11 protein-coding genes are annotated in these 13,204 nt (G+C 71.0%); 9 read left to right on the top strand and 2 right to left on the bottom strand.

The features are described from left to right. Positions 1-120 precede the first annotated feature (120 nt). A complete protein-coding gene (locus tag AC1DVI_RS10340; RefSeq protein WP_476957893.1) occupies positions 121-843 on the top strand; it encodes an RluA family pseudouridine synthase in 723 nt (240 codons plus the stop codon). A gap of 3 nt (positions 844-846) precedes the next feature. Here AC1DVI_RS10340 and AC1DVI_RS10335 read toward each other — a convergent pair whose 3' ends face one another. Further along, positions 847-1,911, bottom strand: a complete 1,065-nt coding sequence (locus AC1DVI_RS10335; RefSeq protein WP_476957892.1) for a BMP family ABC transporter substrate-binding protein — start codon at positions 1,909-1,911, stop codon at positions 847-849. Between the two features lie 64 nt (positions 1,912-1,975). Beyond that, positions 1,976-2,521 carry a GIY-YIG nuclease family protein gene (locus AC1DVI_RS10330; protein WP_476957891.1) on the bottom strand — a complete coding sequence of 182 codons (546 nt, stop codon included), beginning with the start codon at positions 2,519-2,521 and terminating at the stop codon, positions 1,976-1,978. A 93-nt stretch (positions 2,522-2,614) separates the two neighbouring features. Between AC1DVI_RS10330 and bioF the strand changes: the two genes are divergently transcribed. From bioF to AC1DVI_RS10290, 8 genes are all read left to right on the top strand, one after another. Then, positions 2,615-3,796 carry an 8-amino-7-oxononanoate synthase gene (bioF, locus tag AC1DVI_RS10325; RefSeq protein ID WP_476957890.1) on the top strand — a complete coding sequence of 394 codons (1,182 nt, stop codon included), beginning with the start codon at positions 2,615-2,617 and terminating at the stop codon, positions 3,794-3,796. Next, positions 3,793-4,581 (top strand): alpha/beta fold hydrolase, encoded by a 789-nt coding sequence (locus tag AC1DVI_RS10320; RefSeq protein ID WP_476957889.1) that lies wholly within the window; start codon positions 3,793-3,795, stop codon positions 4,579-4,581. Before bioF ends, AC1DVI_RS10320 begins: the two co-directional genes overlap by 4 nt. After that, the gene (bioD, locus tag AC1DVI_RS10315; RefSeq protein ID WP_476957888.1) at positions 4,578-6,002 is read left to right on the top strand and encodes a dethiobiotin synthase; all 1,425 of its coding nucleotides are present in this window, start codon (positions 4,578-4,580) and stop codon (positions 6,000-6,002) included. The genes AC1DVI_RS10320 and bioD overlap by 4 nt, the downstream gene beginning before the upstream one ends. Then, on the top strand, positions 5,999-7,303 hold the full coding sequence (gene bioA, locus AC1DVI_RS10310; protein ID WP_476957887.1) for an adenosylmethionine--8-amino-7-oxononanoate transaminase: 1,305 nt from the start codon (positions 5,999-6,001) through the stop codon (positions 7,301-7,303). The genes bioD and bioA overlap by 4 nt, the downstream gene beginning before the upstream one ends. Positions 7,304-7,326: 23 nt before the next feature. Then, complete coding sequence (bioB, locus tag AC1DVI_RS10305) at positions 7,327-8,319, top strand: biotin synthase BioB (RefSeq protein WP_476957886.1); 993 nt, start codon at positions 7,327-7,329, stop codon at positions 8,317-8,319. Between the two features lie 55 nt (positions 8,320-8,374). Beyond that, positions 8,375-9,082 (top strand): DUF2270 domain-containing protein, encoded by a 708-nt coding sequence (locus AC1DVI_RS10300; RefSeq protein ID WP_149166239.1) that lies wholly within the window; start codon positions 8,375-8,377, stop codon positions 9,080-9,082. Positions 9,083-9,361: 279 nt separating this feature from the next. Further along, entirely contained in the window at positions 9,362-12,055 is a 2,694-nt protein-coding gene (gene ppdK / locus AC1DVI_RS10295; RefSeq protein ID WP_476958007.1) for a pyruvate, phosphate dikinase, read from the top strand. Between the two features lie 63 nt (positions 12,056-12,118). Beyond that, entirely contained in the window at positions 12,119-13,201 is a 1,083-nt protein-coding gene (locus AC1DVI_RS10290; protein ID WP_476957885.1) for a serine hydrolase domain-containing protein, read from the top strand. The last annotated feature ends 3 nt before the right edge of the window (positions 13,202-13,204 follow it).

Genomic DNA, 13,204 nt, shown 5'->3' with positions numbered 1-13,204 from the left:
AGGTCCAGACGTGTCCACGGCGCCGCTTGTTGGGCAACAGACCGTGCGCCGCTGTGGTTCCGCGGCACGAAACCGCCGGCGGGCTTGCCCCTCCCCCCGCGCCGTGCTTGGGTGGCGCCCATGAGCGACGCCGGTACCACCTTCACCCCCGCCACGCTGCGCGCCCGAATCCTGCACGAGGACGCGGACGTCTTCATCATCGACAAGCCCGCCGGGCTGGCCGTGCACAAGGCCGGGCGGATCACCGACCATCTCGACCTCTATCTGCCCTTCCTGGCGGAAGGGGGGGCGGAGGGGGACGGCACGCCGCCGCGGCTGGCCCACCGGCTGGACCGCGACACGGCGGGCTGCCTCGTGCTCGGGCGGTCGCTCTGGGCGTTGAAGCGGTTGGGCGACATGTTCGCCGCCGGCCATGTCGAGAAATCCTACTGGGCGGTCAGCGAGGGCATCCCGGAGGAGGCGGAGGGGGTCATCGACTTCCCGCTGCTGAAGCTGCTGATCCCCGGCGCCTGGAACATCGTGACGCACCCCACCGGCCAGCCCGCCGTCACCCATTATAGGGTGCTGGGAACCGGCAACGGGCGGGCGTGGCTGGAACTGCGGCCACGGACCGGGCGCACGCATCAGCTGCGCGTCCACAGTGCGGCCATCGGCTGCCCGCTGGTGGGAGAGCCCTATTACGGCCCGGTGCGCGTGCCTCCGGGGAACCTGCATCTGCTGGCGCGGTCGGTCACCTTCACCATGGCCTTCGACCGCGAGCCGGTCACCGCCGTGGCGCCGCCCCCGCCGCACATGCGGGACGCGCTGACCGCCTGCGGCTGGACGGAACAAAGCGGGACGTAACAGTCAGCGCCCGACCTCGGTGACGCCGTCGGCCAGCCAGACCATGCGGCCAAGCTCCGCGTCGCCGCCGCGCAAGGCCTTGCCCTTGGCGACCACCGTCCGTCCGGTGTTGTCCTGGATCGGCCCGCGGAAGACGGCGGCGTTGCCGTTGGCAAGCTGCATCCGCGCCGCGTCGGCGTGGGCCCGCGCCTCCACCCCCACCGCCGGGCCGTAGGCGGTGTTGCGCACGAAACCCTGGTCGAAGCCGCCCTGGCGCAGATGCTTCCACGGCTTTCCCGCGGCGATCAGCGCGACGGTCTCGGCATAGGCCTTCTCCCAGGCCCATTCGGCCCCGGTCAGGAAGCCCTGCGGCGCGAAGGCCGACAGGTCGGTGTGCAGGCCGCAGCACAGGATGCCGTGCGCCTCCGCCACCTCGCAGACCGGGCGCGCTCCGTCGAGCTGGGCGGCCAGCACGTCGGCCCCGCCATCGGCCAGCGCGCGGGCAGCCTCCGCGACCTGCCGCGGCGTCGGCGTCTCGCCGACGAAGGCGACGCGCAGCGCGGCGGCGGAATCGGCGCGCCGGGTGCCCAGCGCGAAGGCGTTCACGCAGCGCAGCACGTCCGGCGCCGGGTGGGAGGCGACGAGGCCGATTGTTTTGGCACGGCTGGCGTAGCCGGCGACAAGACCGGAGATGTGCTGCGCCTCGTCGAGATAGCCTTCGAAGAAGCCGGTGTTGATGGGGAGGCGGTCGCGGTCCAGCGGCGCGCCGGAGAACAGGAACACCGTGTCGCGGTGGGCGTCGGCCTGGGCCAGCAGCCCCGGCAGCGCGTCGCCCGCGGCGGTGACGATGACGACCCGGCAGCCCTGGAGACCAACCAGTTCCTCCGCCGTGGCGGCCAGCGTGCCGGCGGCGTGCTCACGCTCCTCCAGCCGCAGGCCGGGCAGGCCGGTCAAGGCGCGGGCGGCCTCCGCATGGGCTTGGTTGAAGCCGAAATCCGCGCGGTCGCCGCAATAGAGGACGCCGATACCAAGGGCGGACGGTGCCGAGGATGCCGATTGCCCAAACGCCTGGGACGCCGTCGGAAGCATGGCCGCGGCCCCGAAGGCGCCTCCGAAAGCCCTGAGGACGTCCCGGCGGTTAGGGACCCGGCGGTTAGGGATCAATGTCTTCATGCCCGCCTCCCGATGACGGGAGACTATAACCTCCGGAAGGCGGTCGAACCAAGCAATTCGCCTCAATTCCCATTCCGGAGCCCGCCTGTAGCCTTAAAAAGGGCGGCCTTGGAAACGGAATCGGCGTTCCATCCGGCCAATGCAGCAGATGGCTGGCGCAGCGGCGGCAATCGCTGCTGCCGAAACCGGGGACCGGCACCGGCAGGCCGGACAGCGTCGCCACCAGGGCGCATTCGTCGCCTCCGGGCACGATCCAGGCGCCGAGCATCCGGCCCGCCGCGGTCAGCCGGTCGATGTGCCAGCGCTCCGTCTTGTCCCGGCGGAAATGGCGCCCGACCCGCGCCCGCAGCCCCCCCGGCCCGCGCGCGCTGCCGCAATAGAGATAGCGGCCCGGCGCGAGCACGCGCTCCGGCTTGCCGGGCAGGCGAAGGGGCAGATCCCGCTCCAGGGCGATCAGCAGCGCATAGGCGCCGGGCTCGGGTGGCAGGGTGTCGGGGCGGTCGTGGAAATGCGGATCGGACAGCATGGCCGCGCCAGTCTACCGCTGCCGAAGCGTCGGGGCACCTGTGCTAATCGGGCCTTTCACCCCAGTGGCGCGCTCTGCTATCACGCCCGGATCATGTCCCTGCTCGACCCGCTGTTCCACCAGCATCTCGACCGCCTCGACCAGCGCCACACGCGCCGCTCCCTGCTGCCCGTGCGCCCGGAGGGGGCGGGGCGCATCCGGCGCGGCGGGCGGACGCTGCTGAACTTCTCCAGCAACGACTATCTCGGCCTCGCCTCCCATCCCCTGCTGGTGGAGCGCGCCTGTGACTGGACGCGGCGCTGGGGCGCGGGGGCGACGGCGTCGCGTCTCATCTGCGGCACGCTGGAACTTCACGCGGAGGTCGAGGCGAAGCTCGCCCGGCTGAAGGGGACGGAGGCGGCGCTCCTGTTCAATTCCGGCTGGCAGGCCAACGCCGCCGTCCTGCCCGCCCTGTTCGACCGCGAGCTTCTGGGCGGCGACGCGCTGGTCTTCACCGACCGGCTGAACCACGCCAGCCTGCACCATGGCTGCGCCGCCGCCGGGGTGCGGCAGATCCGCTTCCGCCACAACGACCTCGATCATCTGGAAACCTTGCTGGCCCAGCGCGTGGGGGAGCCGGGCACGCGCTTCATCGTGACGGAGAGCGTCTTCAGCATGGACGGCGACCGCGCCGACGTGTCGGCACTGGCCGCGCTGGCGGAGCGGCACGGCGCCTTCCTGTTCCTCGACGAGGCGCACGCGACCGGCGTGCTCGGCCCACGCGGGATGGGGCTGGCGGCGCTGGGCAGCGGGCGCGTGGACCTCGCCATGGGCACCTTCAGCAAGGCGCTGGGCGGCTTCGGCGCCTATGTGGCGGGGTCGAAGGCGCTCTGCGACTATCTGGTGAACCGCTGCGGCGGGCTGATCTACGCCACCGCCCTGCCGCCCGCCGTGCTGGGGGCGATGGACGCGGCGCTCGACCTCGTGCCGGCGCTGGACGCCGAGCGCGCCCGGCTCCAGGCCATGGCCGAGCGGCTGCGCGCCGCCTTCCATGGGCTGGGCATCGCCACCGCGGGGTCGAGCACGCAGATCGTCCCGGCCATCGCCGGAGCGGAGGAGGATGCGCTGGCGCTCAGCCGGCGGCTGGAGGAGCGCGGCATCCTGGGCATCGCCATCCGCCCGCCGACCGTGCCGCCGGGCACCAGCCGCCTGCGCTTCGCCCTGTCCGCCGCCCACGCGGACGACGACCTGGAGGCGCTGATGGACGCGGTGGCCGACGCCTGGACGCCGGCATGACCGCGCCGCTGTTCGTCTTCGTCCATGGCTGGGGGTTCGGCCCCGGCGTCTGGGACGGTGTGCGGAACGCCCTTCCAAAGTGGGAGAGCGTGGCGATGGATCTGGGCTTCTACGGCCCGCCGTCGTATCCCGAGCTTCCCGCCGGACGCCCCGTCATCGCGGTCGGCCATTCCTTCGGGGGGCTGTGGCTGCTGCACGAGCGGCCCTTCGCCTGGGACGGGCTGGTGCTGGTCAACGGCTTCCCGCGCTTCACCGAGGGCGACGGCTTCGCTCCCGCCACGCCGCGCCGGCTGCTGGACCGCATGATCACGCGCTTCGACGCCGCGCCGGAGGCGGTGACCGGGGACTTCCTGCGCCGCTGCGGCTGCGAGGCCCCGCTGCCTAAGGGCCTTCATGCGGCCCGGCTGGGCGAGGCATTGCGGGCGCTGCGCGACTGGGACACCCGCGCTGCGCTCACCGGCCCGGCGCTGGCCCTGGCGGGGGCGCAGGACCCCATCGTCCCGCCGGCCATGACCGAACAGGCGTTTCGCGGCCATCTTACCCCTCTCCCCTCTGGGGAGAGGGTGGCGCCGAAGGCGCCGGGTGAGGGGGTTCTCGGGGGACCGGACGATCAGGCATTGCGCAACCCCCTCACCCTAACCCTCTCCCCAGGGGGGAGAGGGGATGATGGATGCGGTCAGATTTTGGTCGAGTGGCACCCCGAGGGCGGGCATCTGCTGCCGCTGACCGCGCCGGGCTGGTGCGCTGAGCGGATCGCCGCCTTCACCGCCGGACTGACGGCATGACCGCCGACCCGCGCAAGGCCGCCATCGCCGCCGCCTTCGGCAAGGCCGCCCCCCGCTACGAGGAGCACGCCGCCGTGCAGCGCATTGCGGCGGAACGTCTGGCGGAGCGCGTCGCCCACCTCCCCCTGCCGTCCCGCCCCCGCGTGCTGGAGATCGGCTGCGGCACCGGCTTCCTCAGCCGCGCCCTGCGCGAGCGGATCGGGTCGGCGGACTGGCTGCTCACCGACCTGTCGCCGGACATGCTGGTGCGCTGCCGCGCCGCGTTGGGCGACCCGACCGATTCCGAGTTCCGGATCGTGGACGGGGAACAGCCGGACCTCGACGGCCCCTTCGACCTCATCGTCTCCAGCCTCGCCCTGCAATGGTTCCGCGACCCCGCCGCCGCCCTGGCGCGCTGGGCGGAGTTGCTGGCGCCGGGCGGGCGCATCGCTGTCGCCACGCTCGCCGCCGACAGCTTCCTCGAATGGCGGGAGGCCCACCACGCGCTGGGGCTTGAGGCCGGAGTGCCCACCTACCCCACCCGCCAGACCCTCGACCGGCTGTGGCCCGCCGGGGGCGCGGGGTCGGTGGAGGAGGAACGGCTGCTCCGCCAGCACCCCGACGGGCTGGAGTTCCTGGCCGAACTGAAGGGCATCGGCGCCCATCTGCCGACGGAGGGCCGCCGCCCCCTGCCGCCGGGCGCCCTGCGCCGCGTGCTGCGCCGGCTGGAACGGCCGGAAGGAGTGACCATGACCCACCACATCGCCTACGGCCTGTTCCGCAAGGACGTGTTCCGCAAGGACGGCGCCCAGCCCCGCGGGGTGTTCGTCACGGGCACAGACACCGGCGTCGGCAAGACGCTGGTGTCCGCCTGCCTCGCGCGGGCCTGGGACGCCGCCTATTGGAAGCCCCTGCAAACCGGCCTGAAGGACGAGGCCGGCGACACGCCCACCGTGGCCGCCCTCGCCGCCCTGCCCGCGGACCGCGTGCATCCACCGACCTATGCGCTGGCCGAGCCGCTGTCCCCGCACGCCGCGGCGGAACTGGAGGGCATCGCCATCGACCCCGGCGCCTTGTCCCTGCCCGACACCGGCCGACCGCTGGTGGTGGAGGGGGCCGGCGGGCTGATGGTGCCAGTGACGGAGGACGTCTTCATCATCGACCTGATCGCCCGCTTCGGCCTGCCGGTGGTGCTGGTGGCGCGCAGCACGCTCGGCACCATCAACCACACGCTGCTCAGCCTGGAGGCGCTGCGGGCGCGCGGGCTGGCGGTTGCCGGGGTGGTGTTGAACGGCCCGCCCAACCCCGGCAACCGCGCCGCCATCGAGCGGTTCGGCAAGGTGCGCGTGCTGGCCGAGATTCCCACCCTGCCCCGGCTCGACGCCGAAACCGTCGCCGAAGCGGCGGCGCTCATCCCTTCATTCAACAGCGTGTTTCCATGACCGACACCGTTTCTCTCGACCGGCGCCACGTCTGGCATCCCTTCACCCAGGCGCAGACCGCGCCGGAGCCGCTGGCCGTCATCCACGGCAAGGAAGTCAGCCTGTTCACCGAGGACGGGCGGGAGATCCTCGACCTCATCTCCTCCTGGTGGGTGAACCTGCACGGCCACGCCCACCCGGCCATCGCCGGGGCCATCGCGGAGCAGGCGCACCGGCTGGAGCAGGTGATCTTCGCCGACTTCACTCACAGTCCCGCCGCCCGCCTCGCCGCCCGGCTGGCCGAGGTGCTGCCGGGCGGCCTCGACCGCGTCTTCTACTCCGACAACGGCTCGACCGCGGTGGAGGTGGCGCTGAAGCTCGCTTGGCAATACTGGCGCAACAAGGGCGAGAGCCAGCGCCGCCGTTTCCTGGCCTTCGAGGGCAGCTACCACGGTGACACCTTCGGCGCCATGGCGGCGGGCGTCGGCTCCGGCTTCTACGCGCCGTTCCAGGAGCTTCTCTTCGCCGTCGACCGCATGCCCTACCCGGCCACCTGGGACGGCGACCCGGAGGTCGAGGCGAAGGAGGCGGCGGCGCTGGACTGGCTCGACCGCTGGCTGTCCGCCAACGGCGCGGAGATGGTCGCCGTCATCATCGAACCGCTGGTCCAGGGCGCGTCCGGGATGCGCTTCTGCCGCCCGGAGTTCCTGCGGGCCATGGCCGCGCGGGTGCGGGCGGCGGGCGCGCTGGTGATTTTCGACGAGGTGATGACCGGCTTCGGCCGCACCGGCGCCCTGTTCGCCAGCCACAAGGCCGGAGTCGCTCCGGACCTGATCTGCCTGTCCAAGGGTCTGACCGGCGGCTTCCTGCCGCTGTCGGTCACCGCCTGCGGCGCTTCGATCTACGAAGCGTTCCTCGGCGCCGGCTTCGACCGGGCCTTCGCCCACGGCCACAGCTTCACCGCCAACCCGCTGGGCTGCGCCGCCGCCCTGGCCTCGCTCGACCTGACCACCTCGGCGGAGACCGCCGCCAACCTCGCGCGCATCGAGGCGCGGCACCGCGCCGCCATCGCCGACCTGTCCGGCCACCCGAAGCTGTCGCGCGGGCGCGTCCTGGGCACCATCGCCGCCATCGAGGTGACCGACGCGCAGGGCTACACCGCCGCGGTGGGGCAGACGCTGAAGCGCTTCTTCCTGGAGCGGGGATTGCTGCTGCGCCCGCTCGGCCCCGTGATATACCTGCTGCCGCCCTACTGCGTGACGGACGGGCAGCTGGACCGCGCCTACGCCGCGATCCGCGACGCCGCCGATACCCTTCTCTGATTCGTTTTTCCCGAGGACCGACCATGCCCGACACCGCCATGCAGACCGCGGACTCCACCACCTCCACCATCGCCCGGCGCTGGACCCGCGAGGACATCCTGGCGTTGTTCGAGCTGCCCTTCATGGAGCTGCTGCACCGCGCCCACGAGACGCACCGCCAGCACCACGACCCGAACAAGGTCCAGCTCTCCACCCTGCTGAACATCAAGACCGGCGGCTGTCAGGAGGACTGCAAGTACTGCGCGCAGAGCGTGAAGTACGACACCGGCGTCGAGGCCGAGAAGCTGCTGGACCGCGCCCAGGTGCGCGCCGCCGCCGAGAAGGCCAAACAGGCGGGCGCCGGCCGCTTCTGCATGGGCGCGGCGTGGCGCGAGCTGAAGGACCGCGATGTTGAGAAGCTGGCCAACATCGTCCGCGACGTGAAGGAGATGGGGCTGGAGGCCTGCATGACGCTGGGCATGCTGACCCGCCCGCAGGCCGACGCGCTGAAGGACGCCGGGCTCGACTATTACAACCACAACCTCGACACGTCGGAGGAGTTCTACGAGCAGATCGTCTCCACCCACAGCTACCGCGACCGGCTGGACACGCTGGCCAACGTCCGCGACGCCGGGCTGAAGGTCTGCTCGGGCGGCATCGTCGGGCTGGGGGAGAGCCGCACCGACCGCGCCGGCCTGCTGGAGACCCTGGCGAACCTGTCGCCGCAGCCGGAGAGCGTGCCGATCAACAAGCTGGTGTCGGTCGCGGGCACCCCGCTCGGCGGCGTGGACACGCTGGACGCCTTCGAGTTCATCCGCACCATCGCGGTGGCCCGCATCCTGATGCCGCGCTCCTACGTCCGTCTGTCGGCGGGGCGCCGCTCGCTCAGCGACGAGGGACAGGCGCTCTGTTTCTACGCGGGCGCGAACTCCATCTTCTATGGCGACAAGCTGCTGACCACCGGCAATCCGGAGCATGAGGCCGACCGGCGGCTGTTCGACCGGCTGGGGCTGGAGGCCGACGGCAGCGCCCACTGACGCGCCGGCGTCCCCGGCCCCTGCGCAAGAAACGCCAAGGGGGAGGACGCCGAGCATGGACGACATCGCCGCCAAAGCACCCAAGACCCACTACACCTCGGCCGAGGTCACGGCCCTGTCGCATCTCTACAGGGCCGAGATCTACCGCAGCACCGTCTGGCGGACCCGGCTGGACGCCACCACCAACTGGGCGGTGGTGACCACCGGCATCGCCTTGTCGCTGACCTTCAGCAGCGCCACCGCCTCCCCCCTGCCGCTGGTGCTGGTGGGGCTTCTGGTCGCCGTGTTCCTCTACATCGAGGCGCGGCGCTACCGCTTCTTCGACTTCTGGCGAATCCGCGCCCATGTGCTGGAGCTGTACTTTCTCGGCCCCATCCTGCGCGGCCAGGGCGACCAGTTCGCCCGGGGCTGGAACGAGACGCTGTTCCAGGACTACCAGAACCCCAACCTGCACATCACCTACCTGGAGGCGGTGGGCCGCCGGCTGCGGCGGAACTACGGCTGGATCTTCCTGATCCAGGTGGTGGCCTATCTGGGCAAGCTGATGATCCATCCGGTGCCGCTGTCGAGCCTGGACGAGCTGTTCGCACGGGCGACCATCGGGCCGGTGCCGGGGGAGATCGTCTTGCTCTGCGGCCTCGCCTTTCACGGCACCTGGATGGCCATCGCCTTCCGGACCTTCCGCAGCCGCCGCGGCGCCGACCGCGAACGCCCGCCCCCGCCCGCCACCGACGCCGTGCTGGATCTTGCCCGCGGTCCGTGATGGCCACGGCGGATTTCCCTTTTCGCGCAAAGGATAAGGGGTAGTTTTCCGTCCGGCCTGCCCCTTTCGCGCACCGTGGCATAAATGGGATCAGCACCGTCGCGCTCACGCTATGCAACGGATCGTCTTGTGTTCTCCTTCCGCGGGGGGCTAGAAGGGGCTCCATCGGATGCGGTTGCGCGGTCATACCAGAAGGACACCCGTTCGCAGGACGGATCTTCACCGGTTCCCCGCACAGCCGACGGCCGGACGACCATAGAGGTGAACGAGGATTTCACGATGGCGAGCCAGGGCGAGAACAAGTGGGTTTACTGCTTCGGTGCCGATGCCACCGAAGGCCGGGCAGACATGAAGAACCTGCTCGGCGGCAAGGGAGCCAATCTGGCCGAGATGGCCAATCTGGGCCTCCCGGTTCCTCCGGGTTTCACCATCACAACCGAGGTCTGCACCTATTTCTATGCCAACGGCCGCAACTATCCGCCGGAGCTGAAGGCCCAGGTGGACACCGCGGTGAAGGGGCTAGAGCAGGCCATGGGCGCCACCTTCGGCGATCCGGCCAACCCGCTGCTGGTCTCGGTGCGCTCCGGCGCCCGCGCCTCCATGCCGGGCATGATGGACACGGTGCTGAATCTCGGCCTGAACGACGCGACCGCCGCCGGCCTCGCCAAGCGCTCGGGCGACGCCCGATTCGCCTACGACAGCTACCGCCGCTTCATCCAGATGTACTCGAACGTGGTGCTGGACGTTGACCACCACCACTTCGAGGAGATCCTGGACAACCACAAGCGCGACAAGAACCACAACCTCGACACCGACCTGAGCGCCGCCGACTGGCAGGCCGTCATCGAGGACTACAAGAAGGCCGTCGAGCACGAACTCGGCAAGCCCTTCCCGCAGGACGTGCAGGAGCAGCTGTGGGGCGCCGTCGGCGCCGTGTTCGGCTCGTGGATGAACGCCCGCGCGATCACCTACCGCAAGCTGCACGACATCCCCGCCGACTGGGGCACCGCCGTCAACGTGCAGTGCATGGTGTTCGGCAACATGGGCAACGACTGCGCCACCGGCGTGGCCTTCACCCGCAACCCGTCCACCGGCGAGAACGCCTTCTACGGCGAATACCTCGTCAATGCCCAGGGCGAGGACGTGGTGGCCGGCATCCGCACGCCGCAGCACCTGACCATCGCCGGCAAGGAGGCCAACAAGTCCGACCTGCCCGCCATGGAAGAGGTCATGCCGGAGGTCTTCAACCAGCTGAACGAGGTCCGCCTCACGCTGGAGAAGCACTACCGCGACATGCAGGACATCGAATTCACGGTCCAGCAGAACAAGCTGTTCATGCTGCAGACCCGCAACGGCAAGCGCACCGCCCCGGCGGCGCTGAAGATCGCCGTCGATCTCGCCAGCGAAGGACTGATCGACAAGGCCGAGGCCGTGCGCCGCATCGACCCGGCCTCGCTCGACCAGCTCCTCCACCCGACGCTGGACCCGAAGGCGGAGCGCAAGGTCATCGCCAAGGGCCTGCCGGCGTCGCCGGGTGCGGCCTCGGGCAAGGTCGTCTTCACCGCCGACGAGGCGGAGACGCTGGCCGGCCAGGGCGAGGCGGTCATCCTCTGCCGCGTGGAGACCTCGCCTGAGGACATCCACGGCATGCACGCCGCCCGCGGCATTCTGACCACCCGCGGCGGCATGACCAGCCACGCCGCCGTGGTGGCCCGCGGCATGGGCCGCGCCTGCGTGTCGGGCGCCGGTGACCTGCGCGTGGACTACAAGTCCAAGATCATGTCGGTCCGCGGCGTCACCATCAAGGAAGGCGACATCGTCACCATCGACGGCTCGACCGGCGAGGTGATGCTGGGCCAGGTCCCGACGATCCAGCCGGAACTGTCGGGCGACTTCGCCACCCTGATGGGCTGGGCCGACTCGCTGCGCCGCATGAAGATCCGCACCAACGCGGAGACCCCGCTGGACGCCCGCACCGCGCGGAAGTTCGGCGCGGAGGGCATCGGCCTCTCGCGCACCGAGCACATGTTCTTCGACCCGGACCGCATCCTGGCGGTGCGCGAGATGATCCTGGCGGAGAGCGAGGCCGGCCGCCGCGCTGCGCTCGCCAAGCTGGAGCCCTTCCAGAAGAAGGACTTCGCCGAGCTGTTCACGATCATGTCGGGCCTGCCGGTGACCATCCGCCTGCTTGACCCGCCGCTGCACGAGTTCCTGCCCAACACCGAGGCGGAGATGGCGGAGGTCGCCAAGGCCACCGGCACCGACCAGCTCAAGGTGAACCACCGCGTGGTGCAGCTCCACGAGGCCAACCCGATGCTCGGCCATCGCGGCTGCCGCCTCGGCATCACCTACCCCGAGATCTACGAGATGCAGGCCCGCGCCATCTTCAGCGCGGTCGCCGAGGTCTCCCAGACCACGGGCGAGACGGTGATGCCGGAGGTCATGATCCCGCTCATCGGCACCAAGAAGGAGTTGGACATCCTCAAGGCCGTCGTCGACCGCGTCGCCAAGGAGGTCATGGACTCGACCGGCGTCAGCTTCGAATACATGGTCGGCACCATGATCGAGCTGCCGCGCGCCGCGCTGAAGGCCGGTGAGATCGCCGAGACGGCGGAGTTCTTCTCCTACGGCACGAACGACCTGACCCAGACGACCTTCGGCCTGTCGCGCGACGACGCCGGCGCCTTCCTGCCGGAGTACCAGCGCCAGGGCATCCTGGAGCACGACCCGTTCCAGACGCTGGACCAGGACGGCGTCGGCGAGCTGATCGCCATCGCCACGGAGCGCGGCCGCAAGGTCCGTCCGAACATCAAGCTCGGCATCTGCGGCGAGCATGGCGGCGACCCGGCCTCCATCTCCTTCTGCGAGAAGGTCGGGCTGGATTACGTGTCCTGCTCGCCCTACCGCGTGCCGATCGCCCGTCTGGCCGCCGCCCAGGCGGCGCTCGACGCCGACACGGTGAAGCGCGACTGACCGGTACCCGACGACGCGAAGGCCCCCACCCCTGGGGGCCTTCGTTTTTTGAGGGATGGTTCCGTGGACACTGACCCCGCCCTTCCGACCTCACACATCGACCGGTTGACCGACCGTCTCGTCGCCTGCCTCGACGAGGGCGACGGCTCCGCCGCGGCCCGCGCCGCGGTGGTGGCGGTCCGTTCGGGTCCGCGCTTCTGGACCGCCGGTTTCGCCCGCGGCGGCGCAGCACCTCCGCCGGTCACCGCCCGCTTCCTCGTCTACAGCATCACCAAGACCCTGACCGCCGCCGCCCTGCTGCGCCTGTGCGGACAGGGCCGGATCGACCTCGACGCTCCGCTGGACCGCTGGTTGCCGGACTTCGCGGCGGCCGACCGGATCACCCTGGCCCAACTGCTCGCCCACCGCGCCGGCCTGCGCAATTACGGCGGCAGCCCCGCCTACCACGCCGCCGTGCGAGCGGGCGAAGAGCCGTGGAGCGAGGACGGCTTCCTGGAGCGCTGCCGCGCCGCCGACCTGTTCGCCCCGCCGGGGCGAGAATTCTCATACTCCAACATCGGCTATCTGCTGGCGAAGCGGGTGCTGGAGCGGGCCACCGGCCTGCCCTTCGCCCAGGCCCTCGACCGCGAGCTGTTCCGCCCGCTCGGCCTGACCGGCTGGTCGGTGCCGACGGAACGCGACGACCTGTCCGGCCTATGGACCGGCCCCAGCCCCTATCTCGGCGGCAAGGACGGTCCGCCCGCCGACGTGGCCGCCCTCTACCATCCCGGCTGGGTGGCCCATGGCGTGGTGGCCGCGACGGCGGAGGACATCGCCGGCCTTCTCCACGCGCTGTTCGCGGACGGCCTGCTGCCCGACGCCCAGGCGGCGCGGATGCAGGACTCCTTCCCGGTGCCGGGGACGATGCGCGGGCGCCCCTGGGTGGAGCCGGGCTACGGCCTTGGCCTGATGGTGGAGCGCGACGGGCAGGCCGGACCCTATTGGGGACACACCGGCGGTGGGCCGGGCGGATCGGCCTGCGCCTATCACTTCCCCGCCCGCAGGCCGGGGGAGGAGCCGGTGACCGTCGCCCTCTTCACCGATGGCGAGGACAACGACCAGGCGGAATGGATGACCGTGGAGGCCGCGGAAATCCTGCGCGAGTGATTT

Source organism: Azospirillum sp. P4_B5 (assembly GCF_056402275.1).
The sequence above is the reverse complement of the archived record's forward strand: the minus strand, read 5'-3'. Positions and strand labels throughout refer to the sequence as shown.

What these genes read in the sequence shown, in the direction of transcription:
- AC1DVI_RS10340 (WP_476957893.1), top strand. Translation starts at nt 121, where the DNA reads ATGAGCGACGCCGGTACCACCTTCACCCCCGCCACGCTGCGCGCCCGA.
- AC1DVI_RS10335 (WP_476957892.1), bottom strand. Translation starts at nt 1,911, where the DNA reads ATGCTTCCGACGGCGTCCCAGGCGTTTGGGCAATCGGCATCCTCGGCA.
- AC1DVI_RS10330 (WP_476957891.1), bottom strand. Translation starts at nt 2,521, where the DNA reads ATGCTGTCCGATCCGCATTTCCACGACCGCCCCGACACCCTGCCACCC.
- bioF (WP_476957890.1), top strand. Translation starts at nt 2,615, where the DNA reads ATGTCCCTGCTCGACCCGCTGTTCCACCAGCATCTCGACCGCCTCGAC.
- AC1DVI_RS10320 (WP_476957889.1), top strand. Translation starts at nt 3,793, where the DNA reads ATGACCGCGCCGCTGTTCGTCTTCGTCCATGGCTGGGGGTTCGGCCCC.
- bioD (WP_476957888.1), top strand. Translation starts at nt 4,578, where the DNA reads ATGACCGCCGACCCGCGCAAGGCCGCCATCGCCGCCGCCTTCGGCAAG.
- bioA (WP_476957887.1), top strand. Translation starts at nt 5,999, where the DNA reads ATGACCGACACCGTTTCTCTCGACCGGCGCCACGTCTGGCATCCCTTC.
- bioB (WP_476957886.1), top strand. Translation starts at nt 7,327, where the DNA reads ATGCCCGACACCGCCATGCAGACCGCGGACTCCACCACCTCCACCATC.
- AC1DVI_RS10300 (WP_149166239.1), top strand. Translation starts at nt 8,375, where the DNA reads ATGGACGACATCGCCGCCAAAGCACCCAAGACCCACTACACCTCGGCC.
- ppdK (WP_476958007.1), top strand. Translation starts at nt 9,362, where the DNA reads ATGGCGAGCCAGGGCGAGAACAAGTGGGTTTACTGCTTCGGTGCCGAT.